At 69.2% G+C, this 24,450-nt stretch carries 28 protein-coding genes; 7 read left to right on the top strand and 21 right to left on the bottom strand.

Annotated elements, in window-relative coordinates:
- Positions 1–95: 95 nt before the first annotated feature.
- The 6 genes from ACGFJ2_RS54550 to ACGFJ2_RS54525 all read right to left on the bottom strand — a co-directional run bounded on the left by ACGFJ2_RS54550 (position 96) and on the right by ACGFJ2_RS54525 (position 6,267).
- Positions 96–1,556 carry a class II fumarate hydratase gene (locus ACGFJ2_RS54550; protein ID WP_393482522.1) on the bottom strand — a complete coding sequence of 487 codons (1,461 nt, stop codon included), beginning with the start codon at positions 1,554–1,556 and terminating at the stop codon, positions 96–98.
- Positions 1,553–3,262 carry an NAD-dependent malic enzyme gene (locus ACGFJ2_RS54545; RefSeq protein WP_393482519.1) on the bottom strand — a complete coding sequence of 570 codons (1,710 nt, stop codon included), beginning with the start codon at positions 3,260–3,262 and terminating at the stop codon, positions 1,553–1,555. Before ACGFJ2_RS54545 ends, ACGFJ2_RS54550 begins: the two co-directional genes overlap by 4 nt.
- A 393-nt stretch (positions 3,263–3,655) precedes the next feature.
- Positions 3,656–3,799, bottom strand: coding sequence for a hypothetical protein (locus tag ACGFJ2_RS54540; protein ID WP_393482516.1), 144 nt, complete (start codon positions 3,797–3,799; stop codon positions 3,656–3,658).
- A 79-nt stretch (positions 3,800–3,878) separates the two neighbouring features.
- A complete protein-coding gene (locus ACGFJ2_RS54535) occupies positions 3,879–4,136 on the bottom strand; it encodes a WYL domain-containing protein (protein WP_393482543.1) in 258 nt (85 codons plus the stop codon).
- A 320-nt stretch (positions 4,137–4,456) separates the two neighbouring features.
- On the bottom strand, positions 4,457–5,608 hold the full coding sequence (locus ACGFJ2_RS54530; RefSeq protein ID WP_393482540.1) for a sensor histidine kinase: 1,152 nt from the start codon (positions 5,606–5,608) through the stop codon (positions 4,457–4,459).
- A 2-nt stretch (positions 5,609–5,610) separates the two neighbouring features.
- A complete protein-coding gene (locus ACGFJ2_RS54525) occupies positions 5,611–6,267 on the bottom strand; it encodes a response regulator transcription factor (RefSeq protein ID WP_393482513.1) in 657 nt (218 codons plus the stop codon).
- A gap of 117 nt (positions 6,268–6,384) precedes the next feature.
- Here ACGFJ2_RS54525 and ACGFJ2_RS54520 point away from each other — a divergent pair, with 117 nt between their 5' ends.
- Both ACGFJ2_RS54520 and ACGFJ2_RS54515 read left to right on the top strand, forming a co-directional pair.
- Complete coding sequence (locus ACGFJ2_RS54520; protein WP_393482510.1) at positions 6,385–7,470, top strand: serine hydrolase domain-containing protein; 1,086 nt, start codon at positions 6,385–6,387, stop codon at positions 7,468–7,470.
- Positions 7,471–7,544: 74 nt separating this feature from the next.
- Positions 7,545–9,095: an alpha/beta fold hydrolase gene (locus tag ACGFJ2_RS54515; protein ID WP_393482507.1), complete on the top strand. Its 1,551-nt coding sequence runs from the start codon at positions 7,545–7,547 to the stop codon at positions 9,093–9,095.
- 44 nt (positions 9,096–9,139) lie between these two features.
- Here ACGFJ2_RS54515 and ACGFJ2_RS54510 read toward each other — a convergent pair whose 3' ends face one another.
- Entirely contained in the window at positions 9,140–9,832 is a 693-nt protein-coding gene (locus ACGFJ2_RS54510; protein WP_357955360.1) for a TetR/AcrR family transcriptional regulator C-terminal domain-containing protein, read from the bottom strand.
- 53 nt (positions 9,833–9,885) lie between these two features.
- On the opposite strand from ACGFJ2_RS54510, the gene ACGFJ2_RS54505 reads away from it, so the two are divergent.
- Entirely contained in the window at positions 9,886–11,004 is a 1,119-nt protein-coding gene (locus tag ACGFJ2_RS54505) for an FAD-dependent oxidoreductase (protein ID WP_393482504.1), read from the top strand.
- Positions 11,005–11,041: 37 nt separating this feature from the next.
- Here the strand turns inward: ACGFJ2_RS54505 and ACGFJ2_RS54500 are convergent, their stop codons facing one another.
- From ACGFJ2_RS54500 to ACGFJ2_RS54460, 9 genes are all read right to left on the bottom strand, one after another.
- On the bottom strand, positions 11,042–12,004 hold the full coding sequence (locus ACGFJ2_RS54500) for a hypothetical protein (RefSeq protein WP_358185186.1): 963 nt from the start codon (positions 12,002–12,004) through the stop codon (positions 11,042–11,044).
- Positions 12,001–12,846 carry an ABC transporter ATP-binding protein gene (locus tag ACGFJ2_RS54495; protein ID WP_357955354.1) on the bottom strand — a complete coding sequence of 282 codons (846 nt, stop codon included), beginning with the start codon at positions 12,844–12,846 and terminating at the stop codon, positions 12,001–12,003. The genes ACGFJ2_RS54500 and ACGFJ2_RS54495 overlap by 4 nt, the downstream gene beginning before the upstream one ends.
- The gene (locus tag ACGFJ2_RS54490) at positions 12,843–13,235 is read right to left on the bottom strand and encodes a GntR family transcriptional regulator (RefSeq protein WP_357955352.1); all 393 of its coding nucleotides are present in this window, start codon (positions 13,233–13,235) and stop codon (positions 12,843–12,845) included. The genes ACGFJ2_RS54495 and ACGFJ2_RS54490 overlap by 4 nt, the downstream gene beginning before the upstream one ends.
- A gap of 329 nt (positions 13,236–13,564) precedes the next feature.
- On the bottom strand, positions 13,565–14,434 hold the full coding sequence (locus ACGFJ2_RS54485) for an ABC transporter substrate-binding protein (protein WP_393482500.1): 870 nt from the start codon (positions 14,432–14,434) through the stop codon (positions 13,565–13,567).
- A 74-nt stretch (positions 14,435–14,508) separates the two neighbouring features.
- On the bottom strand, positions 14,509–15,264 hold the full coding sequence (locus ACGFJ2_RS54480) for an SDR family oxidoreductase (RefSeq protein ID WP_357955348.1): 756 nt from the start codon (positions 15,262–15,264) through the stop codon (positions 14,509–14,511).
- Between the two features lie 235 nt (positions 15,265–15,499).
- On the bottom strand, positions 15,500–16,345 hold the full coding sequence (locus ACGFJ2_RS54475) for an ABC transporter permease (RefSeq protein WP_357955346.1): 846 nt from the start codon (positions 16,343–16,345) through the stop codon (positions 15,500–15,502).
- Positions 16,342–17,244, bottom strand: a complete 903-nt coding sequence (locus tag ACGFJ2_RS54470) for an ABC transporter ATP-binding protein (RefSeq protein ID WP_393482495.1) — start codon at positions 17,242–17,244, stop codon at positions 16,342–16,344. The genes ACGFJ2_RS54475 and ACGFJ2_RS54470 overlap by 4 nt, the downstream gene beginning before the upstream one ends.
- Before the next feature lie 204 nt (positions 17,245–17,448).
- The gene (locus tag ACGFJ2_RS54465; protein ID WP_393482492.1) at positions 17,449–17,928 is read right to left on the bottom strand and encodes a Clp protease N-terminal domain-containing protein; all 480 of its coding nucleotides are present in this window, start codon (positions 17,926–17,928) and stop codon (positions 17,449–17,451) included.
- Complete coding sequence (locus ACGFJ2_RS54460; RefSeq protein WP_357955340.1) at positions 17,925–18,158, bottom strand: winged helix-turn-helix domain-containing protein; 234 nt, start codon at positions 18,156–18,158, stop codon at positions 17,925–17,927. The genes ACGFJ2_RS54465 and ACGFJ2_RS54460 overlap by 4 nt, the downstream gene beginning before the upstream one ends.
- Positions 18,159–18,387: 229 nt before the next feature.
- Between ACGFJ2_RS54460 and ACGFJ2_RS54455 the strand changes: the two genes are divergently transcribed.
- On the top strand, positions 18,388–18,651 hold the full coding sequence (locus tag ACGFJ2_RS54455) for a hypothetical protein (protein ID WP_393482489.1): 264 nt from the start codon (positions 18,388–18,390) through the stop codon (positions 18,649–18,651).
- 57 nt (positions 18,652–18,708) lie between these two features.
- On the opposite strand, the gene ACGFJ2_RS54450 is transcribed toward ACGFJ2_RS54455, so the two are convergent.
- From ACGFJ2_RS54450 to ACGFJ2_RS54435, 4 genes are all read right to left on the bottom strand, one after another.
- The gene (locus ACGFJ2_RS54450; protein ID WP_393482486.1) at positions 18,709–19,335 is read right to left on the bottom strand and encodes an ester cyclase; all 627 of its coding nucleotides are present in this window, start codon (positions 19,333–19,335) and stop codon (positions 18,709–18,711) included.
- Between the two features lie 274 nt (positions 19,336–19,609).
- Positions 19,610–20,632 carry a TerC family protein gene (locus ACGFJ2_RS54445; RefSeq protein WP_393482483.1) on the bottom strand — a complete coding sequence of 341 codons (1,023 nt, stop codon included), beginning with the start codon at positions 20,630–20,632 and terminating at the stop codon, positions 19,610–19,612.
- A 262-nt stretch (positions 20,633–20,894) separates the two neighbouring features.
- On the bottom strand, positions 20,895–21,329 hold the full coding sequence (locus tag ACGFJ2_RS54440) for a hypothetical protein (RefSeq protein ID WP_393482480.1): 435 nt from the start codon (positions 21,327–21,329) through the stop codon (positions 20,895–20,897).
- Between the two features lie 92 nt (positions 21,330–21,421).
- Complete coding sequence (locus ACGFJ2_RS54435) at positions 21,422–22,105, bottom strand: TetR/AcrR family transcriptional regulator (RefSeq protein WP_393482477.1); 684 nt, start codon at positions 22,103–22,105, stop codon at positions 21,422–21,424.
- 85 nt (positions 22,106–22,190) lie between these two features.
- On the opposite strand from ACGFJ2_RS54435, the gene ACGFJ2_RS54430 reads away from it, so the two are divergent.
- From ACGFJ2_RS54430 to ACGFJ2_RS54420, 3 genes are read left to right on the top strand one after another with little or no spacing between them, the layout of a single operon-like run.
- On the top strand, positions 22,191–23,174 hold the full coding sequence (locus tag ACGFJ2_RS54430; RefSeq protein ID WP_393482474.1) for a zinc-binding dehydrogenase: 984 nt from the start codon (positions 22,191–22,193) through the stop codon (positions 23,172–23,174).
- Positions 23,167–23,349 (top strand): hypothetical protein, encoded by a 183-nt coding sequence (locus tag ACGFJ2_RS54425; protein WP_358185159.1) that lies wholly within the window; start codon positions 23,167–23,169, stop codon positions 23,347–23,349. Before ACGFJ2_RS54430 ends, ACGFJ2_RS54425 begins: the two co-directional genes overlap by 8 nt.
- Positions 23,350–23,370: 21 nt before the next feature.
- Entirely contained in the window at positions 23,371–23,535 is a 165-nt protein-coding gene (locus ACGFJ2_RS54420; RefSeq protein ID WP_393482471.1) for a hypothetical protein, read from the top strand.
- 300 nt (positions 23,536–23,835) lie between these two features.
- Here the strand turns inward: ACGFJ2_RS54420 and ACGFJ2_RS54415 are convergent, their stop codons facing one another.
- On the bottom strand, positions 23,836–24,426 hold the full coding sequence (locus ACGFJ2_RS54415) for a TetR family transcriptional regulator (RefSeq protein WP_357955324.1): 591 nt from the start codon (positions 24,424–24,426) through the stop codon (positions 23,836–23,838).
- Positions 24,427–24,450 lie beyond the last annotated feature (24 nt).

Below are 24,450 nucleotides of genomic sequence, written 5' to 3'. Positions count from 1 at the left end.
CGGCTCTCCCCGCTCAAACACGCCAACCTCAACTGCCTGGGCCGCTACAGCCTCGCCGCCCGCCCGCCACCGGGTCGAGGGTTGTGGGCCTTGGTTCAGCGTCGGTTGCCGCCGTTCGGGCTGGGCACCCCTGGTCTGGTGAGGCGTTCGGGGTCGACGATCTTGTCGTACAGGTCCTCCGCGACGCCGCATTCGAGTGCGGCGTCCTTGAGCGCCAGCCCCTTGTCGAGGGCGTGGTGCGCGATGCGGGCGGCCTGGTCGTACCCGACGACGGGGCTGAGGGCGGTCACCATCATGATCGAGCGGTCGATGTTGTGGCGCAGGGTCTCGGTGTTCAGCCGGGCTCCTTCGACCAGATACGTGCGGAAGTGATCCATCATGTCGGCCAGGATGCGCGCCGAATGCAGGACGTTCTTGATGATGACCGGGCGGAAGGCGTTCAGCTCGAAGTTGCCCTCGGCGCCCGCCATGGAGACGGCGGTGTCGTTGCCGGTCACCTGAATGGCGACCATCAGCATGGCCTCGGCCTGTGTCGGGTTGACCTTGCCCGGCATGATCGACGAACCCGGTTCGTTGGCCGGCAGGATCAGCTCACGCAGCCCCGTACGCGGCCCGGAGGCGAGCCAGCGTAGGTCGTTCGCGAACTTGAACAGCGGCACGGCCAGGGCGCGCAGCGCCGCCGAGACCCGGACGAGATCGTCGCACGAGGCCTGGGCGGCGAACTTGTTCGGCGCGCCGGTGAAGGGCCGCCCGGTGAGCTCGGCGATCTGCCGGGCCATCTCCTCGCCGAAACCCGGCGGCGCATTCAGCCCGGTTCCGACCGCGGTGCCGCCGATCGCCAGCCGGTACAGCCCGGTACGGGTGCGTTCGAGGTGGTCGATGGCCGCGCCGAGCTGGGCGGCGTAGCCGGACCACTCCTGGCCGACAGTCAGCGGGGTGGCGTCCTCCAGGTGGGTACGCCCGATCTTGACGATGTGCTCCCACTCGCGGCTCTTGGCCTCGGCGCTGTCACGCAGCCGGTCGGCGGCGGGGAGCACGTGTTCGTCGATGGCCTCGGCGGCGGCGAGGTGCATGGCGGTGACGAAGGTGTCGTTGGACGACTGGCCCATGTTCACGTGGTCGTTGGGATGGATCGGATCCTTGCTGCCGAGTCGGCCGCTGACGAGCTGGATCGCCCGGTTGGACATCACCTCGTTGACGTTCATGTTGGACTGGGTGCCCGAGCCGGTCTGCCAGACGTATAGCGGGAACTCGCCGTCCAGCTCGCCGCGGATGACCTCGTCGGCGACCCGGCTGATGAGGTCGGCCTGCCAGTGGGGCAGGCGGCCCGCGCGGGCGTTGACGATCGCCGCCGCCTTCTTGATGTAGCCGTAGGCGTGGTAGACGGCCTTGGGCATGCGATCGTCGCCGATGTCGAAGTGGATCAGGGATCGCTGGGTCTGGGCGCCCCAGTAGTGCTCGGCCGGTACCTCCACCTCACCGAGAGAGTCGCTCTCCGTCCGGGCGCCGGTGTCCGCGAGTCCGATCGGCACGTCCTGGACGCGGGGCGCGCTCACCGCCCGTGCCCATTCCCGTTCGCGTGGACCGGCCGGTAGGTGGGCTGCCACATGGTGTCCTGGACCTGCTGGATCGTGTTGCGCAGGTCGGTGCGGGCCAGGTGCTCCTCGGCCGCCTTGTCGGCGACGGCCACGGCGACCGAGGCGGAGACCTCGCGCAGGTTGTCCACCTGCGGCAGCAGCGACGCGCCGGGGGACGAGATGTCCACCATGCCGCCCACCGCCTCGGCGGCGGCCTGCAACATGCCGGGACTGACCCGGCGGGCCCGGGCGACGACGACGCCCAGCCCGAGCCCGGGATAGAGCATGGCGTTGTTGGCCTGGGCGATGACGTAGGTGACGCCGTTGTAGGTGATCGGCTCGACCGGGATGCCGGTGGCGATCAGCGCCCGGCCGTCGCTCCAGCGGATCAGATCGGCGGGCATCGCCTCGATCCGCTCGGTCGGGTTGGAGATCGGGAAGATGATCGGCCGCTCGACCCCCGCGGCCATCGTGCGCACGATCTGCTCGGTGAACGCGCCATGCACGGTGGAGGTGCCGAGCAGCATGGTCGGCTTGACCCGCTTGACGACCTCGGCCAGCGAGATGCCTGCGGCGTCCTTGGACCAGCCGCGCACCTCGGCCCGTGAGCGGGCATAAGGCCGCTGGAAGTCACGCAGGTCCTTCATGCCGTCGATGAGCAGGCCCTGCTTGTCGACCGGCCAGATCCGCCGGGTCGCGCTCTCCTCGTCCAGACCGGCGCGGACCATCGCGTCACGCAGTTGGTCGGCGATGCCGATGCCGGCGGTGCCGGCGCCGAAGACGACGATCCGCTGCTCGTCCATGGGGGTCGCGGAGGCCCGGACGGCGTTGAGCATGGCGGCCAGCACGATCGCTCCGGTGCCCTGCATGTCGTCGTTGAAGGTCGAGAGGCGATCGGTGTACCTCTCCAGGATGCGGCGGGCGTTCGACGGGCCGAAGTCCTCCCAGTGCAGCATCGCGCCGGGGAACATCCGCGACGCCGTCTTCACGTAGGCGTCGATGAAGTCGTCGTAGCGCTTGCCCCGCACCCGGGCGTGCCGGTTGCCGACATAGCCCGGGTCGTTCAGCAGCGCCTCGTTGTCGGTGCCCACGTCCAGGGCGACGGGTACGACCCGGCCGGGGTCGATCCCCGCGGCGGCGGTGTAGACGGCCAGCTTGCCGGCCGCGATGCCGGCCCCACCGCCCACGCCCCAGTCGCCGATGCCCAGGATCTCCTCGGCGTCGGAGGCCACGATCAGATCGACGTCGTCCGGCCCCAGCTGCAGGTTCTGGAACGCCCGATCGATCCCATCCGGGTCATCGACGGACAGATACACTCCCCGCGGGCGCCGGTACTCATGGCTGTAGGTACGGATCGCCTCGGCGACGGTGGGGTCGTACACGATGGGCAGCATCTCGCGCAGGTGGTCGCCCAGCAGCCGGTAGTACAGCACCTCGTTCCGGTCGCGGAGGCCCTCCAGGAAGACGTTCTTGAGCAGGTCGGTCGGTTGCGCACGATACTGCGCGTACGACCGGCTCACCTGCTCGTCCAATGTCTCGACCACCGGCGGCAGCAGACCCTCCAGGCCCAGGTCGGCCCGCTCCTGCGGCGAGAAGGCCGTGCCCTTGTTCAGCAGCGGCTCGCGCAGCACCGCGAGGCCGCGCAGCGACGAGACATAACTTCCATCGGCCTGTTCGGCGAACATCGGACCTGCTAGATCCGGCTTCCTCTTACCAGGTGACATCAGGATCCCCTTCCAGCGAGGCACCCCGGGCGCCCCTGTCACGCCTTTCCCCGCGACAGCCCAGAATCGTCCCCTATATCGGGCAAAATAGATTTACGCGAAGAATGCGGCCTGATCGGATAGGTGCCTGACGTGGGCGTACTCCGTCACATGGACGTCGTCACCCACGCCGCGAGCGGCTCCGTCGATGCGACGCTGGTGCGCGGAGGAGCACCTCCATCGTGGCCTCGAGCGTTATGGCGGCATCGTCGCTGTGATTAAGTCCGATGATCTCGGTGAGCGCTTTTGGCGAGAGTGAGCTCGAGGGCAGTCATGGTGGGGCTCCTGCCCCTCGGAAGGGCGGGACGGTCGTCGTCAGCCCGCCGGTTCGACGAGGCGGGCTTCGAGGTCGGCGATCATCTGGGTGAGCAGGCTGGTGTTCTCGCGCCGGACCACCTGCTCGCCGACCTTGTCGATGCCGGCGACCTTGGTGATGCACTCGTCGGCGGCTTGGGCCATGGTGGCGAACTCCTTGCGGGCGATCGAGTGGGGTTGCCGGCCTCGAAGGTGGTGGCGCGATGCATGTCCTTGACCGACGTTATTGCCGCGCGTGCGGCGGACATCGCGTCGCGGGCGCTGAACTCGCCGTTCCCGGTCTTATCGGTGGTGTGCTCGAACCACGTGTCGCGCCGCTGATCCTGTCCAGGCGGTACATGCGGATGGCGGCGCGGAGATGGTCGCGTCCGGCCAGGTACCAGCGGCGTGCGTGCACGACGAGCCCGCAGGGGTCCACCTCGCGCACGCCGCGGGTGTGCTCGATCCGAACGGTGTGGCGAGCGTGGACGGCCGCGGCCAGCGTCAGCGCCAGGTGCGGTTCGGGGGTCAGCGGGCCTGCCGTCGCCGAGGTGGCGGCGCATCAACGCGGTGACGCGCCGGCGCAGCGACGCGGGCAGGACGCGGTTGAGTTTGACCATCGCCCGGTCGGCCGGGCCGGGCTGTCCCACCTGTTCGTACTGCTTGCCGTTGGCCAGGGCGACCGCGACGGCGACCGCTTTACGTCTTACGGGGCGTACACGATGCCGATCAGCATCATCAGGCGGCGGCTGACGCGCGGGCACGGCCGGGCCGACACGCAAGAACGTTCTCACGCCGGGTGTGAGCAGCGAGCGCATCGCGTCATCGTGCCGGCCGATCCGCTGTCGCCGTCGGGTCGCGCGGGAGGTCGATGGTGATGTCGAGGCCGCCGCCGGGGCGGGCGGTGACCGCGATGCGTCCCTGGTGGGCGAGGGTGATCGCGCGGACGATCGTCAGTCCCAGCCCCAGGCCGTGGGTGCGGACGCGGGTGCCTTGCCCGTGCACGAACGGTTCCAGCAGCGTCTCCGTCTCTTCGGGCGGGATCTGCCGGCCGGTGTTGGAGACCCGCAGGACGGCGCGTCCGCCCGCGGTGTCGGTGTCGACGGCCAGGTGGCCGCCCGCCCGGTTGTAGCGGATCGCGTTGTCGACCAGGTTGCCGATCATCCGTTCCAGCAGGACGGGTTCGCCGGTGACCGGTGCCGACCGGAGCCGAGGCCATACCGTGACGTCGGCGGCCGCCGCTCGCGCTTGGACGGCGTCGAGGGCGGCGGCCGCGAGGGCGGTCAGGTCGGCCGGTTGCCGCGCCGCGAGGCCGGCTTGGCTGCGGGCCAGCAGTAGCAGCCCGCTCAGGACGCGTTGCATGTGCTCGACGGCGTCGCGTACGTCGCCGGCCATCGCGAGCAGCTCCGCGCGGCTGGGGTGTCCGTCGAGGGTGACATCGATCGCGGCGCGGGCGGTGGTCAGCGGGGTACGCAGTTCGTGGGCGGCGTTGGCGGTGAACAGCCGCTGGCTGTCCAGGATCCCGTCGCGCTCGGCGATGCCGCGCTGGATGCGGTCCAGCATGTCGTTGACCGTGCCCGCCAGCGCCGACAGCTCGTCGGCAGGAGTGGTGACCGGGACCCGCTCGGTGAGGTTCTCGGCCGACAGGCGCCGGGCGGCAGAGGAGATCGCGCGGATCGGCCGCAGCACCCGTCCGGCCACCGCCCAGCACAGCACGGCGGCCAGCGCGGTCACCACGACGAGCGCCAGACCGGCCTGGGGCAGCAGCGCCGACAGGGTGTCGGCCTGCACCCGGTCGACAACGGCGTGCAGTTCCTTGACCTCCGGTGGGTCGGAGCCGGTCGGGTCCAGGTAGGTGAAGAGCGCGCGGCGCCGCATCAGCAGGTAGGTCAGCCCGGTCAGCGCGGCGCCGGCGGTCAGTACGAGGGCGGTCTGCAGCAGCGCGAGCCTGGCCCGCGCGGTCAGCCGGACCATCCTCACCCGCTGATCCGATAGCCGGCGCCGATGACGGTCTCGATCAGCGGCGGGTCGCCGAGCTTGCGGCGCAGCGTGCCGACGGTGATCCGGACCGCGTTGGTGAACGGGTCCGCGTACTCGTCCCACACCTTCTCCAGCAACGTCTCCGCGCTGACCACGTCACCGCCGGCGGCCAGCAGCCGCTCCAGCACGCCGAACTCCTTGGGCGTCAGGCGCAGCAGCCGCCCGTCCCGCTCGGCGCTGCGCCGGGCCGGATCCAGGACCACGCCCGCGGCGCGCAGCACCGGCGGGCGGGCCGGTGCGCTGCGCCGCACCAGGGCGTGCACCCGGGCGACCAACTCGGAGAACGCGAACGGCTTGCCCAGGTAGTCGTCCGCGCCCAGCATCAGCCCGCCGACCCGGTCTTCCACCGCGTCGGACGCGGTCAGCATCAGCACCCGCGACTCGCCCCGCTGGACGAGCCGGCGGCACACCGCGTCGCCGTGCACGACGGGCAGGTCCCGGTCCAGGACCACGACCTCGTACGGGGTGATCTCGCACTTGTCCAGCGCGCTCTGGCCGTCCAGGGCGACGTCGACGGTGAAGCCGTGCTTACGCAGCCCGGCCTGGACGTAGCCGACGAGGGGCCGCTCATCCTCGACCAAGAGCACACGCATCCGGGCAGTATCGCAACCCCCGCATATGGAACACATATAGTCCGCCGATCGCCCGTCGATAAGCGCCGGCCGGTAGATGTGATCACCCTCGAAGTCTCGTAGAGAGGATCACCGGAAATGAGCCGTGCACGAACGGTCGGCATGACCGCGCTGGCATCCGCCATGCTGGCGTTGAGTGTCCAAGCACCCGCGACCGCCGACGGCAAGGTCACGCTGGGCGACGTCCAGCAGGCGATGGAGAACGTGGCGAAGACCGCCGGCGTGGTGGGCGTCATCGGCGAGGTGTACGTCGACGGCAAACGGGTGGCCCAGGGTACGGCGGGTTCGCGGCTGCTCGATGGCAAGGGCGGTCGCATCCCCCCGGGTTCCCGTTACCGCATCGCGTCCCAGACCAAGCTCATGGAGGCCACGGTCATCCTGCAGCTGGTCGGGGAAGGCAAGCTCAAGCTGGACGACAAGCTCAGCGCCGTCCTGCCCGAGATGGCCGAACACGACTATGTGGATCGGGCCAGTGAGATCACTGTGCAGCAGCTGATCCGCCACACCTCGGGCATTCCCGACTTCATGGAGAGCGGGAAGTTCGACGTCTTCGACTTCACCACCTCCTACAAGCTGATCGACCTGGTCAAGGCCGCACGGACCGTGCCCCGCAAGGGCGAGCCGGGACAGTACCTCTACTCCACCACCAACTACGTCCTCCTCGGCATGATCATCGAGAAGCTGACCGGCCACGACCGGGCCGGCGAGTTCAAGCGGCGCCTGTTCGCCCCGCTCGGCATGAAGCACACCTATCTGGCCACCAAGGTCTCCGACCAGATCAAAGGCCCGCACGGACACGGCTACCACCCCGACGCCAAGGGCAAGCCACGCGACGTCGACCGGCTCAACGCCACCATCGGCGCCGAGGGCGCGATCTCCACCGCGCACGACGTCAGCGCCTACTACCGCGCGCTCAACCAGGGCAAGCTGCTGCCTGCGGACCTGCAACGACACATGCCCCGGCCCTTCCCCGAACTGTGCGGCGGAACGGTCTCCGCGGCCTCGGGCGGCATGCCCGGAATCGGCTCCACCACCTTCTCCTCGACCGACGGCCGGATTCAGTTCGCGGTGGCCACCACGCTGAAGATCGACAACGAGCAGGCCATGGCCGTCGGTGACGCCGTCACCCAGGCCGCGAAGGCCGTCCTCTGCCCCGGCCAATAGCCGACACCATCCACCGACGGCAGGCCGTTGATCGGTGCCGGCCGGCCGGTGGTGAAATCCCCGAAAGAGAAATCATGACAATGAATATGGGCCTGGCCGGGCTGGCAGGCGCGGTACTGGCGTTGAGCCTGCCCGCGCCCGCGACGGCCGCCGTACATGCGGGCCCGAGTTCCGGTACGTCGTCCGTTCAGTGGAAATCCTGCCCGGACTACTCCGATGAGGTGATCCGGAGTCTGCGCGTGACGCAGGAGCAGGTTCCGGCCTTCCGTACGCTGATGAAGCGGCTGGAGTGCGGGACGGTCGGCGTCCCGCTGGACCACCGCGATCCCGGCGGGCGGAAGATCGACATCGCGGTGACCCGGCTGGCCGCCACCGACAAGGCCCACCGGCTCGGCGCCCTCGCCGTCCTGCCGGGAGGGCCCGGCCAAAGCGGTTATCTGGACCCGGTGCGGTCCACGCTCAACAAGGAGGCGGCAGCGCTCAACGAGCGATACGACATCATCGGCTTCGACCCGCGCGGAGTGGGCTACAGCGCCAAGGTCGACTGCCCTCTCCCGCCAGGAGGCCCGCAGGGGCCGGGCGCGCTGACCAAGAAGGCCGCCAGGAAGATCTATGACAGCCAGGTGGCGGCCAACCAGAAGTGCGGACGCTCCGACCCCGCCTTCCTCGGTCAGCTCACCACCGGCAACGTGGCCAAGGACCTGGACCTGGTGCGGGCGGCGCTGGGTGAGCGCGAGCTCAACCTGCTCGGCCTGTCCTGGGGCAGCTCTTTGGGCATGGTGTACCGCAGCCTGTTCCCTGAGCACATCGGACGGGCCTTCCTGGACAGCGTGGCGCCACCGTGGACCAATCTCATGAAGCACACCAAGGGCAGCGCGCAGGCGGCCGAGCGTGACTTCGGGCGCATGGCCGCCTGGCTGAGCCGCCGCGACGACACCTACGGTCTCGGCGCCACCGCCCGGCAGGTGCGCGAGCAGGTGGCCCAGCTGGTCCGCGACTACGACAAGAGCCCCAAAACCTACACCGACCTGCCGCGGCCCATCGACGGCTCGGCCGTCGCCGACCTGGCCAAGCGCAACTCGACCGAGTGGGTACGGGCGGGCAAGGCACTGGCCGAACTGCGGACGGCGACGGGCACCACCGCCCCGCCCACCGTCAAGGAGATGCTCAGCGGCGGTCAGATGATGGGGACGCCCCTGCCCGGCGCGCCCGAAATGCTGAACATGACCATGAACTGGGCGGTCAAGTGCAACGAGGACAGCAGCCGGCCCGATTTCGGCACCGCCTGGCGTGCCTACCAGCAGCTCGTGAAGCGCCATCCGGCGACCGGCCGGTCCGGGGGATTCGGGGGTGCCCTGTGCCAGGGGTGGCCGCTACCCGTACAGCGGCCCACGTTGAAGCGGGGGAGCGGGTCACTGGTGCTGGCCGGGCACCTGTATGAGTTCATGTCCGTCTATGACTGGACTCTGCAGACGCGGCGCGCCATCGGCGGCACCGTCTACACGATCGCCGACGACGTGCACGTCTCGGCCACTCGGGTGCCCGAGTGCGCCGCCGACGTGGTGAAGTACTTCGAGACGGGCCGGATCGACACGGGTTGCAAGGGCAACGGAACCCCGAACTGACCACCGATGCGGGCGCCTCGGATGTCACCTGGAAATTCTGAGCGTCACGCCGGCGGCCGGGCGAGTTTGGCGGCCACGGCGTCGAGGACCCATTCCAGGCCGGTCGCGAAGGACTCCTCGGCATCCACCTCGGCGCCGTCGCGCACGGCCTTGGCCAGCGTTGGGAAGCGGCCCGTGGCCAGCATCCTGCGCACATGCGGGCCGGAGGCGCGCTGCCAGTCGCGCTTGGACAGGCCCGTGGCGCGCTCGGCCCGTACGTCCGCGATCTCGCGCCTGATCGCGCCGGTGAAGTAGGCGCTGACGGTCTCCACAGCGCGCCTGACGGTGTCGACGTCGGCGAGGCCGTCGAGGGCGGCCAGCGTGGCCTCGGTCACGGCGAGGGCGTTCGGGCCCAGGGTCGGGCGGCCGCCGAGCAGGTCGGCCAGCCATTCGTGACGGCGGGTGGCCTGCCTGGTGCGGTGGGCGCGGACGCGCAGCGCCTCCCGCCAGTCACCGGGTTGCTCCTCGGGGAGGATCTCGGCGTGGACCTCGTCCACCATGAGGTCGAACAGCTCCTCCTTGGTGGAGATGTATCCGTACAGCCGCATCGGGCCGGCGTCCAGCCGGGCGGCGACCTTGCGCAACGACACCGCCTCCAGCCCGCCCTCGTCGGCCAGCGCGATGGCGGCGGCGACTATTCGCTCCCGGTCGAGCGGCACGGGTCGTGTCGGCGGCTCCGGCCGGTCCCACACAGTCATGGGTACATCGTACTGTTGCGATACACTGTAGTTGTTAAATACAGTGTATCGACATGAGACATCGTATCGCCGTGATTGGGGGAGGCCCCGCCGGCCTTACCTTCGCCCGTGTCCTGCACCGCCGCGATCACCCCGTCACCGTCTTCGAACGCGATCCCGCGCCCGACGCCCGTCCCCCGGGCGGCACGCTGGACCTGCACGAAGGGCTGGGCCAGCTCGCGCTGGACAAGGCGGGGCTGCTGGGGGAGTACCAGGCGCTGTCCCGTCCCGAGGGGCAGGCCATGCGCATCCTGGACATGGACGGGACCGTCCTGCGCGACTGGCGACCCGGTCCGGATGAGCGGGCCAATCCCGAGATCGACCGCGGGCAGCTCCGTGACCTGCTGCTCGGCCCCCTCGACGTTCAGTGGGGGCGGGGTGTGACGGAGGTGGTGCCGGGGACCCCGGATGGCGTGCTGGTCCATTTCGCGGACGGGCGACAGGAGGCGTTCGACCTCGTGGTCGGCGCGGACGGCGCCTGGTCCCGGGTCCGCCCGGCGCTCTCGCCGGTGACGCCGCACTACACCGGCGTCAGCTCGGTCGAGACCTCCCTGGACGATGTCGACACCCGCTACCCCGACCTCGCACGGTTGATCGGCGACGGTTCCGTGGCCGTGTACGGCGTGAACCGCTCCCTCGTCGCCCAGCGCAACAGCGGCGGCCACGTCAAGGTCTACACCAAGTTCCGCGCGCCGCTGGACTGGCATGCGGGCCTGGACCCGGCCGACGTCGAGGCCATGCGATCGAGCCTGCTGGCTCTGTTCGACGGCTGGGCCGCTCCCGTCCTCGACCTCCTCCGCCACGGCACCGCTTTCGTTCACCGCCCCTTCTACGTCCTGCCCGTCTCCCACACCTGGGATCACGTCCCCAGGGTGACGCTGCTGGGCGACGCCGCCCACCTGATGCCCCCCTTGGGGGTGGGCGCGAACCTCGCGATGCTGGAAGGCGCCGAACTCGCCGAGTCCATCGCCGCCGCCCCCGGCGACCTGGACGAGGTCGTCCGCGCCTTCGAGGAACAGATGTGGGTACGGGCCGGCAAGTGGGCGAAGATCACGACGGCCGGTCTGGAACGCCTCGTGAGCCCGGACCCCGCCGAAGCCCTCGCTGTCTTCGACCAAGTCCAGCCGTCCTGACTGCCGCTGGATCGCCCCCGCTGACGGAGGAGGCCTGTCAGCCGGGGCGGCGGAGGGTGCGGCGTACGGCCAGGCCGCCGAAGGCCGCCGACGCGAGCGTCAGGATCGCCGCCTCGGTCCACTGGAAGCGCCAGAATCTGGACGACGGATGGTAGTAGACGGCGTACCGGTAACCCTTGCCGAACAGGCACGCCTGCCACGCCTCGGCGTTCTTGTTGCTCTGCCCCGCATCCACCCGCCGCGGGCAGCCACTGCCAGCCGGCTCGGCGACCTCTCTCCCGGACGGCTCCACCCAGGCGGCGCTCACCAGCCGGGCGTCGGGATCGTCCAACAGCACGGTGCCGGACAGCTCGGTACGCGCCGGCTCGGCGTAGAAGTCGCTCAGCTTGAACAGCGTGACCATCGTGACCGCCACCACGGCCACGACCAGTGCCATCGCGGGCAGCGTACGCCGGAACAGGGTGCCGGCCGCGGTGCCGAGCGCGAACGCGTACAGCCACCACGCCGCCGGCTCCACGCCGACCATGTTGAACACACCGATGTTGCCGAACGTGGAGTCGACGCCCGCCCTGAACACCGGCCGCCACAGGCTGACCATGAGCGACAGCAGCAGCCCGCCCGCCACGACCGCCCCGCCCAGGATCGACAGCTTGACCGCCAGCCACCGCCACACGGGCACGGACTGGGTCCAGGCCAGGCGGTGGGTGCCGCGCTCGTACTCGCGGCCGAGCAGCGGCGCGCCCCAGAACGCCCCGATCAGCGCCGGCGCCACCAGCGGCATCCAGCCGAACACCGAGTAGGCCGCGTCGTAACGCTGCCCGAGCGCCACCGCCAGGTCTCCGCACGCCACGGCGGGCCCCGGACAGCCGGGCGGGGCGTGCTCGGCCACGTACCGGCTCGCCTCCAGCGCCGAGCCCAGCAGCAGGACTCCCAGCAGCGCCAGGAAGCCCGCCGTCACGAGGAGCTGTGCCCGGTGCTGGCGCCACGTCACCCAGATCACGCGCCCACCCCCGTCAGGCCCGGCAGTGCCGCCGACTCGGGGCTGCGCAGGTAGCCCATGACGAGTTCTTCCAGTCCGGGGCGCCGCGCCTGCCAGCGCGGATCGAGCGGGGGCGCGCCCCTGATCAGCATGCTGACCTGCCTGCCGGTACGGCTCGCGCCCACCACCCGTGTCCCCGCCGCCGACGCCTCCTCCGGCCCGGTGAGCACGAGATGCCCGTCGAGCAGGTCCTCGATGTCACCGCTGACCTGCAGCCGGCCTCCGTTCAGCACGATCAGCCAGTCGCACGTCTCCTCCAGGTCGGAGACGACGTGCGAGGACAGCAGTACGGTCAGCTCCCGTTCGGCCACCTCCGCCATGATCGAGCGCATCACCTCGTGGCGGGCGAGAGGGTCGAGGTTGGCCAGGGGTTCATCCAGCACCAGCAGGTCGGGCCGGCAGGCCAGCGCCAGCGTGACCGCCACCTGCGCCTGCTGTCCGCCCGACAGTCCGCTCACCTTCCGCTCCAACGGGATGCCCAGCCCGGCGAGCCGGCCGGCCGCGGCGGCGTCGTCCCAGCGGGTGTTCATGCGGCGGCCGAAGGTGAGCATCTCGGCGACGGTGAAGCTGTCGTACAGCGGCTTGTCCTGCGCCACGAACGCCGCCTCGCCGGCCACGCGGACGCTTCCCCGCGCGGGTCGCAGCAGGCCGACGGCCGCGTGCATGAGCGTGGTCTTGCCCGCGCCGTTGGGCCCGACGAGCGCCGCCACACGTCCCGTGGGCACGGACAGTGAGCAGTCGCGCAACGCCCACGTACGGCGATAGCGGACTCCCAGCCCGGTGGCCTCCAGTCTGGGACTCATGCCACGCCCTCCTTCGCGACGTCGGCCAGGACCACATTGAACAGCGCCCGCAGATCCTCCTGATCGAGCCCGGCCCCGCGGGCCTCGCGCACCCACGCCTCCAGGCCGCGCCGCAACCGCGTGTGCTCGGCGAGCGTCGCACCCGCGATGCCCTGCCGGACGAACGTCCCCATCCCCGGCCGCCCCTCGACCAGCCCTTCGCGCTCCAGCTCCCGGTACGCCTTGAGCACGGTGTTGGGGTTGATGGCCAAGGTCTCGACCACCTCGCGAGCGGTCGGCAACTGGTCGCCGGGCCGCAGCGTACCGAGCCGGAGCGCCTGTTTGACCTGGTGAACGAGCTGCAGGTACGTCGAAACCCCCGAGCCGCGGTCCAGGTTGAACTCGATCAACCGAAAGCACCCTTTCACTATTCGAATAGTGAAAGGGTGTTGGATTCGACCGTCCGTTGTCAACCTGGGACGCGAGCATGGTGCGGATCGCCGCGGACTGCGGGGTGTCACGGATGGCCTGGCGCATCACTTTCCGACGAAGGAAGCGCTCCTGGCCGCCGTGCTCGAAGAACGGGATCGGGTCAACGGCGAGTTGTTCTTCGTCGGATTCGACGCGACGGCGGATGGCCTGAGCAGGGTCGGCGGTCATGAACTATAGGACGGACCATTCCCACCACGCGGCCGCGCGGGCTTCGGCCAGGCGGGTCAGCGCCGGGTGGCGGTCTTGCCTAGGGTGCGGTGCGGTAGAACTCGGCCGCGGTGACGGTGGCGGGGATGCCGAGTTCGGCGGCGACCGCGGTGATCGCGGCGGCGCCGACGTCGAGGTCGGCCTGGCCGTCGGTGTGGAAATACGGTGCGATGAACGTCTCGTAGTGGGCCCGGACTTCGTCCGCGGTGTGTCGGCCGATGAACGTCCGCATGTGTCGCAGCGTGATCTCGGGTTCGTTGCGGATCGTCTCCAGGGCGCGCCGGTGGGCTCGTACGACCGCCTGGACCGCGGGGTCGTCCGGCTGGACGTAGGTGGGGTCGACGGCCACGCCCACGGTGGGGATCTGGAAGTGGTCGCCGATCCAGGCAAGCACCTGCCAGCCGTTCTCGGCGGCCACCGCTTCCGGTGCCATGGTGCTGCCGACCAAGGCGGCGTCGATCTTTCCGTCGCGCAGCCGGCGCAGGTCCATGCCGTAGTCGCCGGGCGGGCGGACGATGGTCTGGATGTCGCGGTCCGGGTCGAGGCCGGCCTGGCGCAGGACGATCCGGGCGAAGCAGCCGGGTGCGGTGTGGGGGGCGTGGATCGCCAGCCGCCGGCCGGCCAGGTCGGCCAGTGAGGTCAGGCCGGAGCGGGCGAGGAACCAGAACAGCGGGCGATGGGTGTTGACATTGAGTGCGACCCAGGGGATGCCATCGGCCAGCCGGGTCAGCAGTGCCCGGCCGAGCCCGATGGTGGCGCCGTGGCGCACCCGCTCGTTGTCCCAGGCGCAGCCGTCACGCAGCGCGACGTGGACGCCCTCGTCGGCGTAATAGTCCTGCTGGTCGGCGATGTAGGCGGCCAGTTCCTCGTGCAGGCCACGCCCGACGAAGGTGAGATCGATCGTGTCCATGGACGTCTTTCCTTGATCATGTCGTCGCGCGTGCCGTGACGGTGTACCGGATGCCGGCCAGACTGACGGCCTCACTACATGGACATCCCGCCGTCGACCGCGGCCGTCGTGCCGGTCATGAAGCCGTTGTCCTCGCTGGCGTAGAAGGCGACCACTTGGGCGACGTCGCCCGTCTGTGCCAGGCGGCCCAGGGGAGTGGCGGCCACCTGCTGCCTCTTCTGCTCTTCGTCGAGCGCCTTCGCCGCAATGCGGGTGTCCTCCACCGGGCCGGGCTCGACGACGTTGACCGTGATGCCCTGCGGGCCCAGCTCCTGGGCGAGGTACCGGGCGAACTGCACCAGTGCGGCCTTGGCCGTGCCCAGTGCGATCATGTTCTTCCGGGGCCGGTGGCTGAGGCCCGTACTGATGTAGACGATGCGTCCCCAGCCCTGTTCGGTCATGGAGGGCAGGACGGCTTTGGTGATCACGTACGCCGCACGCATCTCGTCGTCGAGCTTGCCGCCCAGTTCTTCCCACGTCATGTCCTGGAACGGCTTGATCGCGTACGGGGTGAGCGCGTTGTGCACGAGCACGTCGATGCCGCCCCATGCCACCCTGACCCGCTCGGTCAGGCTCTCGACCGCCGCCACCTCGCGTACGTCGGCCTGCACGGCCATGGCCTGGCCGCCCGCGGCCTCGATGCCGGACACGATCTCCTCGGCCGCCGCGCCGCTGCGGAGGTAGTTGACCACCACGCGCATCCCTCGCGCGGCCAGAAGGCGCGCGGTGGCAGCACCGATTCCGCTGCTGGACCCGGTCACCAATGCCACCCTGCTGGTCACCCCAGTCACGGGCCCACCCCCTGCTCTTTTCGCGGGATGCTCGTCATCGCGGGCGTCGGTATGACAGCCCGGAGTCGTACATCGTTGATGGTGGGGGTCTGTTAAAGGGGATCGCTCCGAAGAGGCGGATGCGCGCGGGCTATCCGTGGTCGCCTAATGGCTCGATTTCGCTGTGCTCCCGCATGAGCTCCGCATACCCGGTCACATGGGGTTCTATCGCTTCGGTCGGTTGCCGGTTATGGCGTCATCCGACCCGCTGCAGGGCGCGCTCGCGGCGTGCCGTCATGGTTGAGCCGGACTCGCCGCGCGCCATCCGGCGCAGCACCACCGGCGCCAGGAGCAGGCCGAGCACCGCCCAGGCGCCGAGTACGCCGACGGTCTCCAGGTGTCGCCAGGATTGCCCGATCTCGATGGCCGCCGCGGAGTCCGGCAGCAGGGCTGACCGCGTGCCCAGGCCCATCCAGTAGATCGGGAAGGCCTGGGCGATCCGTTGCAGCCACTCGGGCAGCGCGGTGATCGGGTAGAAGATGCCGGAGATGCCGATCATGGCCAGGAACGGTAGCTGGACGAGCCCCTGGGCGCGTGCGCTGGTGAACACCGAGCCCAGGACCGCGCCGAGCGGCAGGGTCGCGACCAGGCCGAGCGCCAGCGTCCAGGCCAGAGTGGGCCAGGAGCCGGGGCCGATCCGCAGGCCCTCGACGAGGAGCATGGCAGGCACCAGGAAGATGACCAGATCGGCTAAGAGACCGCCGGAGACCGAGATCACCTTGCCGATGAGATAGGCGGGCATCCCGTGCGGGGTCGCCTTGGCGCGCAGCAGGGTGCCGTCCTCGCGGTCGGCGGTGAGTTGCTGGCTCATGCTGATCATGCCGGTCGCGGCGTTCATGCCCAGGATGCTCGGCAGCGCCAGCGTGCCCAGCAGGAGCCCGCTGGATCCGAAGGGCAGGTCCCGGATGAAGAACATGGTGGCCACCATCAGTCCGGGCCAGAGGAAGTGGGAGAACAGGTCGGCGCCGTTGGTGAACGACTGCCGCAGCTCGATGCGGCCGCGGGTCCAGCCGGTGCGCAGTACGGTCGTGGCCGGGTTCATCGAGTGGCCTCCTGGGGAGATTCGGCCTGGCGGACCAGGGAGAGATAGGTCTGCTCCAGCGAGGCACGGTGGACTTCGAGCTCGTGGATGTCGTCGCCGTATCGGGCGAACAGCTCGCGGGCGAGCTTGGTCGAGTCCGTGGTCCGCTCCGTGAAGCGCTGCCCGCCGCGCAGCCAGCGCACCTCGTCCTCGCCGGTGATCCGCTGCGCGAGTTCGCCGGCCGTGCCGTCGGCGATGATCCGGCCGCCGTTGAGTACGAGGATGCGGTCGGCCAGCTTCTCGGCCTCGTCCAGATCGTGGGTGGTGAGCAGGACGGTGGTCTCGCCGGTGCCGACGACGCGTCGTACCAGATCGTGGAACTCGTGTCTGGCCTGCGGGTCGAACGAGGCGGTGGGCTCGTCGAGGAACAGCAGCTCGGGACGGCCCACCAGGCCGATCGCTACGTCCAGTCTGCGCCGCTGTCCGCCGGACAGCGTCCTGAGCTTCTTGCCGGCGTGCTCGGTCAGGCCGACCGCCTCGATCAGCTCGTCGGGGTGCCAGGGCCGCTTTATCCGCGGGGTGGTGTACGGGGCGTAGTGGGTGCCGAGGTGGGTCAAGAACTCGCGTACGCGCCATTTGCCGTGATCGCGCCAGGACTGCAGCACGACCCCGAGCCGGGCCCGCCACCGCTCGTCGCCGTGCGCGGGGTCGGTGCCGAGCACCTTGACCTGGCCCTGTGAGCGGGTGCGGAAGCCCTCCAGGATCTCGATCGTGGTGGTCTTGCCGGCACCGTTCGGGCCCAGCAGGGCCAGCACCTCGCCGTGGCGGGCGTGGAAGGTGACGTCGTGCAGGACGTCGACCGAGCCGTAGCGCATGCACAGCCCGCCGACGTCGAGCACGACCTTGTCGCTCGTCGTCATGCGATGACCTTTCTTCGTGGATTGAGGGCCCTTGCGTGAGGCGTTGCGAGGGCATGCCAGATCACGGCCTGAGCCGAGGGGCCCGCGTCGCTGCGCGGGCGGCTGCGGCCCAGGCCGGACAATGAGAATCAGGTGGCGTCGAGGAACGCCAGACCGGGACGGTGCAGAACGGGACGGTTCAGACGGGCAGGCGAGGCGGTGGGCCTACCAGCTGTTTCCGGCGAGCGCCTCCCGAGCGCGTGCCATCAGATCCGCCCGGTCCAGACCGGCCAAGGCGAGCGCGCGGGGGACCGTGCCGATCTCGGTGTCCAGCACGCCGAGCAGCAGATGCGCCGGACGCAGGTCCTTCTTGCCGGTGGCGGCGGTGAAGCCGCGTTCGATCGCGAGCCGCGCCGAAGCGCCGAGCTTCGGAGGCTCGGGGGCGGCGGCGGGCTTGGGGAGGTCGAAGGAGGCGACGCTCACGCCGACCGCGCTCAGGCTGTGCTCGAACTCCCGGTCGAGCGCGTCCCGGATCGCCTGCCGCCCGAGCCCGGCAGCGGTCAGGACGCGGTGGGCGGCGGTGCCTTCGCCGGCCGCGATCGCCAGCAGAAGATGGTGCGCCTCGATCGCCGAGGACCCATCCTCTTGCGCCTCCGCCGCCCCCTGCTCGATGATCGCGTTGATGTAGTGATCGATCACACTCACTGTCGTCTCCTCAGCGCGACTCCGGCGGCGATGAGCCGCTTGACGTGCTTCTTGTGAACCGCCTGACGGGTGACGCCGAGGGCCTCGGCGACATCCGGCCAGCTCCAGCCCGCGCGCATGGCCTGCTCCACGGCGGCGTCCTCCAGCCGATCGGCCAAGAGCCGCAGCGCCACGACGGCCGCCAGCGAGTCGGCGGGATCCTTGGGAACGGGTACGTCTTCGACCGGCATATAAGCAACCGTAGTTGACTAATCGTCCGATAGTCAACGCCGGTTGCTTAGAATCTCAGGCGGCGGGCAGTTCGTGGAACCTCGCGATCATCGGGTTCGTTGATGGGGAGTGGGGAGCAATGCCAGTAAAAGACGCCAGCGGAAACGGGATCGCCGACGCGACAGCAGAGCACCGCACCCGGCCAACGCACCGCGCCGACCTCGGATCCAGACCCCCGACAACCTCTGGTTGACCTGGGGGCTGCCCGCGGCCGGCGTGGTGATCACCTTCGAGCTTCTGTACTACACCGTCTTCGCCGACAAACTGGGCGGTACAAGCGTTCTCGGGGTTCTGGGGGCCGCCGCCTGCGCGTTCGCCGCGCAGTTCGCCAGTGGCTTGTCCGGGTACGTCAGGAACCGGCGAACCGAAGAATTCCCCTTCGCAGTCGTGGGCACCGTCACGGGGGCCGGGGCGGCGGTCGCCGTACTCATTCAGGTCGTCTTCATGAGCTGAGGACGGTCCGGGCTCTCGGCTCGGCGGCTGTCACCGGGCTTTCTAGCGGTGGGCGCACTATGCCGGGATATGGCCGAGTTGCCGCAGCTGTGAATAGAGGTCGACGACTCCCCAGATGTCGGTGATCTGGCCGTCGGCGAAGCGGATGATGAAGATCTCGTGGTAGGTGACGGACTTGCCGGTCGGGGGCATGCCCCGGTATTCACCGGAGTTGGTCCCGGTGACCGTCTGCCGAGCGACGATCTTGTCTTCCTCGGCGATCAGGTCCTCAAGCGTTATGCGGATGTCGGGATACGCGCGCAGGAGGACCTCCCATATGCGCTTTTGCGCCTGCACCGCGTTCGCGTCAGTCCGCTCCGCCGTGTGGAACCGCCCGTCCGGGTGAATGAGCTCGTCGACCGCCTTCGAGATGACCTCCAGATCGCCACTGTTGATGGCCTCGTGGAACCGGTGGTACGTCTCCTTGTTGCGTGCTTCCTGAGCTGTCGACATGTCGCCTTCTCCTTGGATCGAGATGATGCGGTCATGGACGCCTGGCGATGAAATCGGCGCCTCGGTAGCTACCGACGAGATAGCTCCTCGGATTGTGACGCCAACGCCGGCCAGCGGCGCGGCACGTGAGTGATGATCCGCCTCCTGACTGTTCAGGAGATGATCAACGCGCTGCTGGACCAGGGAGGCCAATCCGACAACGCTTCCGCCTGACGCGACGCCACACAGGCCGGACCACGTGCTCAGGCACGCGGTCCGGGCACGGACGGCGCTCGACCCCAACGGTCACAAGACCTCAGATGACACCCGTCGCCGATGAGTGCGGGGTCAAGCCGAGCTCGTAGGCCCGTCGTTTGTCCTTCGTGCAGGCCACCAGAGGCCGCACCCCGCTGCCGCGCCGCTGGGCGGCTGAGCGTACCCTCGGCTGGCTCATGCTTCACCGCCGGTCGGCGAGCCCGCCTCGGGGTTAGTCGCGCGCCTGGTCGGCGGGCTCGGACGCGGACGGCTCGGCGGCCTGTCGTGTGTCGCGCCTGGACTTGAGCAGGCTGGCCGCCGTCGTGACGGCAAGCACGGTGACGATGACGGCCAGCGAGATCCAGTTGTTGATCTCAGGGACCCAGGTGACGTGCTCGCCGCCGTTGATGAACGGCAGCTCGTTCTCGTGCAGGGCGTGCAGGATGAGTTTCACGCCGATGAAGCCGAGGATGACCGCCAGGCCGTAGGTGAGGTAGACGAGTTTCTCCACCAGCCCGCCGAGCAGGAAGTACAACTGTCTCAGCCCCATCAGTGCGAACACGTTGGCCGCGAAGACCAGGTAGGCGTCCTGGGTGATGCCGAAGATCGCGGGGATCGAGTCGACCGCGAAGACCAGATCCGCGCCGCCGATGGCGATGACGACGATGAACATCGGGGTCAGCAGGCGGCGGCCGTCCTGTTTGATGGTCAGCCGTGAGCCGTGGTAGTCGTCGGTGACCGGGAACAGCCTGCGCACCAGCCGTACGACGCCGCCGTTGGGGTCGTACTCCTCGTCGTCGTTGCTGTCGAAGGCGAATTTCCACGCGGTGTAGATGAGGATGCCGCCGAAGAGCCAGAACACCCAGCTGAAGTGCTGTACGGCCTGCGCGCCCACGCTGATGAAGATCCCGCGCATGACCAGCGCCATCATGATCCCGATGAGCAGCACGCGGTGCTGGTGGATCGCGGGCACGGCGAAGTTCGCCATGATGAGCATGAAGATGAACAGGTTGTCGACGCTCAGCGTGTACTCGGTGATGTAGCCGGTGATGTACGAGGCCGCGTGGTCATCGCCGCCGAAGATCCACACGCCTGCGCCGAAAGCGACGGCACAGCCGATGTAGAAGGCGATCCACCGGGCCGACTCGGCGAGCGTGACCTGGTGGGGTCTCCTGTTGGCGATGATCAGGTCGAGAAGGATAAGCCCGAGCAGGGCGGCGATGGTGGCCGCCCACAGCCAAGCGGGCACGGACATAGGTGGGGGCATAGCGCTCCTCCGACTTGGCGTTGACACGTCCGTCGGAGGTCTTCTCCGCCCGCGGCGTCGCGGACCGACCGCGCCGGGCCCCGAGGCGGGTCCGTGATGACGACGTGGCCGCGAAGGAGTACTCCCCTCCACTTCGCCTGCGATCATACATACGAATGCGGAAGGTGCGGTGCTGCGTTCTCGGTCTCTTTGGCCGAGGATGGACCTGTCGTCACTCGTTCGCGGGGAGGGTTCCATGATCCCCCTCGGCCTAGAGCGCCTTTGGCGGTGATTTCAAGAGCAGTGCCGAGTGACGTTGAGCGACGTGCGGCATTCCGTTGACAGCGTGGTGAAGGACAGCAGGACGGTCCAATGAAGTCAATGAGTTGCCGGTCGGTGACCGGTGGAAGAATTTCGTCGGCGGCTTTCCCCGCAGCATGAGCCCGAACTGGTGCAGCTCGCGTCTGGTCACCGGCGTGATGGGACGGCGCTGAAGCTCCTCATGCGCCCAGGCCAGATGTGACCGCGCGGGGTCGGCCGCCTCGGTGACCGCGACGTCCTCAAGAGCAAACGGCACGACCAGGTAGCAGCCCACGTCGCAGAGGCCCTGCGCCAGGGAGTCGAAATCTGGCAGGTCAACTTCCAGCTGGACACGACCGGCGTGCGCGTCCTTGGCCACCACGACCTCACCCAGCAGTTCGTTCACTAGCCAAACTCAACCGAGTCCGACCCCGAGTCCCCTTGAAGCCAGGGACACGGTTCTCGCAATCGAGCGTTGTGTCGACCGGCCCTCTTGATCTATGACCGTTCTGGCGACCTCGTCGAGTCTGTGGGGGTGTGCTCCCAGCGTTCGGTGAGGAGGGCGGGCGAGGGCGCGATCCCGGGCAGTTGGGGGTGGCGGGGGCGCAGGCCGTCGAGAGCGATGGCGATCGTACGCTTTCGGGCGTTGTGGGCTGCCTCGATCAGGTCGGCGCGGCCCTGCCGGTCGAGCTGTTCGATCAGGGGGGACTTGCCGAGTTGTTCGATCAGTAGCGAGATGTCCATGGCCGTGGCGTCCGGTCTGAGCACTCCAGCAGCGTGCGCGCGGGCCACCAGGTCTCGCATCAGCTCATCGGACCTGGTGAACTTGGCGGCCATCTCGTCGGTGACAGCGATCGTGCCGGCCAGCGGCCCGAGAGAGCCGCCGCTGAACTCCACGCAGGCGCCGATGTAGTGAGCGAGCCCCGCCCAGGGGTCGTCATGCTGCAGGCCGCGTTCGGCGGCCGAAATCCACTGGTCGAGTGACAACGCGCACAGGTGCTGGAAGAGCTCGTCCTTGGAACGGTAGCGGCGATAGAGGCTGGCGATGCCTACTCCGGCGCGTGCGGCGATCGTCGCCACCGACGCATGCGCTCCGTCCAGGGCTAGGACCTTCTTGGCGGCCTCCAGAAGGGCGTGGTCGTTGCGTTCCGCTTCTGCGTGCCGGGGAGCTTTGCGGGCCATGCGCTCACTGTAGTCGCCTTGCGGAGCGATTCACTCCGTTATAGCGTTCCCAAACGAAGCGAATTTATCCGTTTGAAGGAGTGTCATGCGAGCTGTGGTGATGGAAGAGTTCGGAGGGCCGGAGGTCTTGCGGATCCGGCAGGTCGAAGATCCCCTGCCAGGGCCGGGGCAGGTGCTCGTCGCGGTGGCGTACGCGAGTATCACGTTCGTCGAGACGCAGGTGCGCTCGGGCGACGGGCCGTTCGGCAGGCCCGCGCTACCCCGCATCCCCGGCAATGGCGTGGGCGGTCGCATCGTCGCTACCGGACCGGACGTGGACCCGGCCCTGATGGGGACGGTCGTGGTCACCACCACCGGCGGCGAGGGCGGTTACGCCGAGCTGGCGCTGGCTCGGGCACAGGATGCGGTTCCGGTTCCCGCGGGTCTGGAGCTGAAGGATGCGGTCGCGCTGCTGGCCGATGGGCGTACGGCGCTGCTGCTGCACCGACAGGCGGAGATCAAGCCAGCCGATCGGATCCTCGTGGAGGCCGCGGGAGGAGGTGTCGGCAGCCTGCTGGTGCAACTCGCCGCCGCGGCGGATGCCCACGTGATCGGCGCCGCCCGCGGCGCCGGCAAGGCCGAGCTGGTCACCTCGCTGGGCGCGGCCTCCTATGTCGACTACTCCCGGCCTGACTGGCTGGATCGGGTGATGGAGGCGACCGGCGGCGTCGGACTCGATCTCGTCTTCGACGGGGTCGGCGGCCGGATCGGCACCGAGGCGATCGGGGCGCTACGTGAAGGCGGACGCGTGAGCATCTACGGAATGGCCAGCGGCGCCGACGCCGAACTCGACGAAGGTCGGCTCCGGGCACGCTCCATCGGCGTCATCGGCCGCACCGCCGCGCCGAGCCCGGCCCAGATGCGCGCGCTCATCGTCGACGCGCTGAACCTCGCGGCCGACGGGAGATTGCGGCCGGTCATCGGCCAGACCTTCCCGCTCGAGTCGGCAGCCGCCGCGCATCGAGCGATCGAGTCGCGGACCACCACCGGCAAGACCTTGCTCATTCCCGCCGGCGATGCGCGTGGCTGAGATCGGAACCCACATATCTCGCAAGCCCTCTGCCAGAGCCGGAGTCCGGGAGTGGATCGCCCTGGCGGTTCTGGGCATTCCCGCCGTGTTGGTCATGATGAACATGTCGGTGCTCTATCTGGCGCTGCCAAGCCTGAGCGCCGAGCTGGAGCTCGACGGTCCCCAGCTGCTGTAGATCACCGACATCTACGGTTTCATGGTCGCCGGATCGCTGGTCACGATGGGTACGCTCGGCGACCGTCTCGGGCACCGCCGGATCCTGCTGGTCGGCGGTGTGCTGTTGCAGTACTTCTGGTGGGGGCGGTGTTCCTGCTCGCCCTTCCGGCCATGGCCCTGCTGCTGGTCACCGGCCCTTTCCTGATCCCTGAATCTCGCGCTTCGGCTTCCGGGCGGCTGGACGCGGTCAGTGTGGTCCTGTCGCTGCTGACTCCTTTGACGATCGTGTTCGGCATCAAGGATCTCGCCATCCACGGCGATCATCCACGTCAGGACCGCCCGCATCCGATCGGCCTCGGTGGGCGGCAGGGGCCGGCCGAGTGCTGGGGCCATGTCGTGGCGCAGGTGCGTGTGGTGGTCGAAGACGAGCGCGCCGACCGTGCGGAGCCCGGCGGGCGTGTAGAAGTTTCGCGCGGTGCGCCCTATGGGCGGGTGCGGTCGGGTTTCAGGCGTTGCGGCGGATGGCCCGCACGGCCGTGTCGTAGAGGTCGAACAGGTCCACCTGCCCGCCGAGGCGCACCCATTCCTCGTTGGCAGCCTGCAGGCAGGTGATCGCCGCGGCTGCGATGGCGCGGGCCTCGAGGGTGCGGCGGTCGGAGGTCGGCAGTCGTGGCTCGATCAGCGGTGCGAGCAGGTCCTGCCACCGGGCCTGCTTCTCGGCGTGGCCGGCGCGTAGCGAGTCGTTGCCGAACAGGAACGTGATCAGCTCGAGTCGCCGCTCCGCCGTCATCTGGATCTCTTCGAGGACCTGGAACGCCGCCCGCAGCGACGCCCAGGCATCCTCGTCGGCCGGCCGCTCGGCCAGACGCGCGGCGATCAGCTCGCCCTGTTCGTCCAAGCCGCTGAGCGCGAGGTCTTCCTTGTTACGGAAGTAGTTGAACAGCGTCCGCCGGGAGACACCCGCCGCGGCGGCGACCTCCTCGACCGTCGTGTCATCGAACCCCTTGACGGTGAACAGCTCGACAGCGGTGCGGGCGAGCAGCGAACGCACCACCGAGCGGGTCTGCTCACGAAGGGGTACCGGCTTCTGGGACATGCACCGAAGGTACAGTGGTTCACG

This window comes from Nonomuraea sp. NPDC049028, assembly GCF_043197735.1.
In the GTDB taxonomy this organism is placed as follows: Bacteria; Actinomycetota; Actinomycetes; order Streptosporangiales; family Streptosporangiaceae; genus Nonomuraea.
The sequence above is the reverse complement of the archived record's forward strand: the minus strand, read 5'-3'. Positions and strand labels throughout refer to the sequence as shown.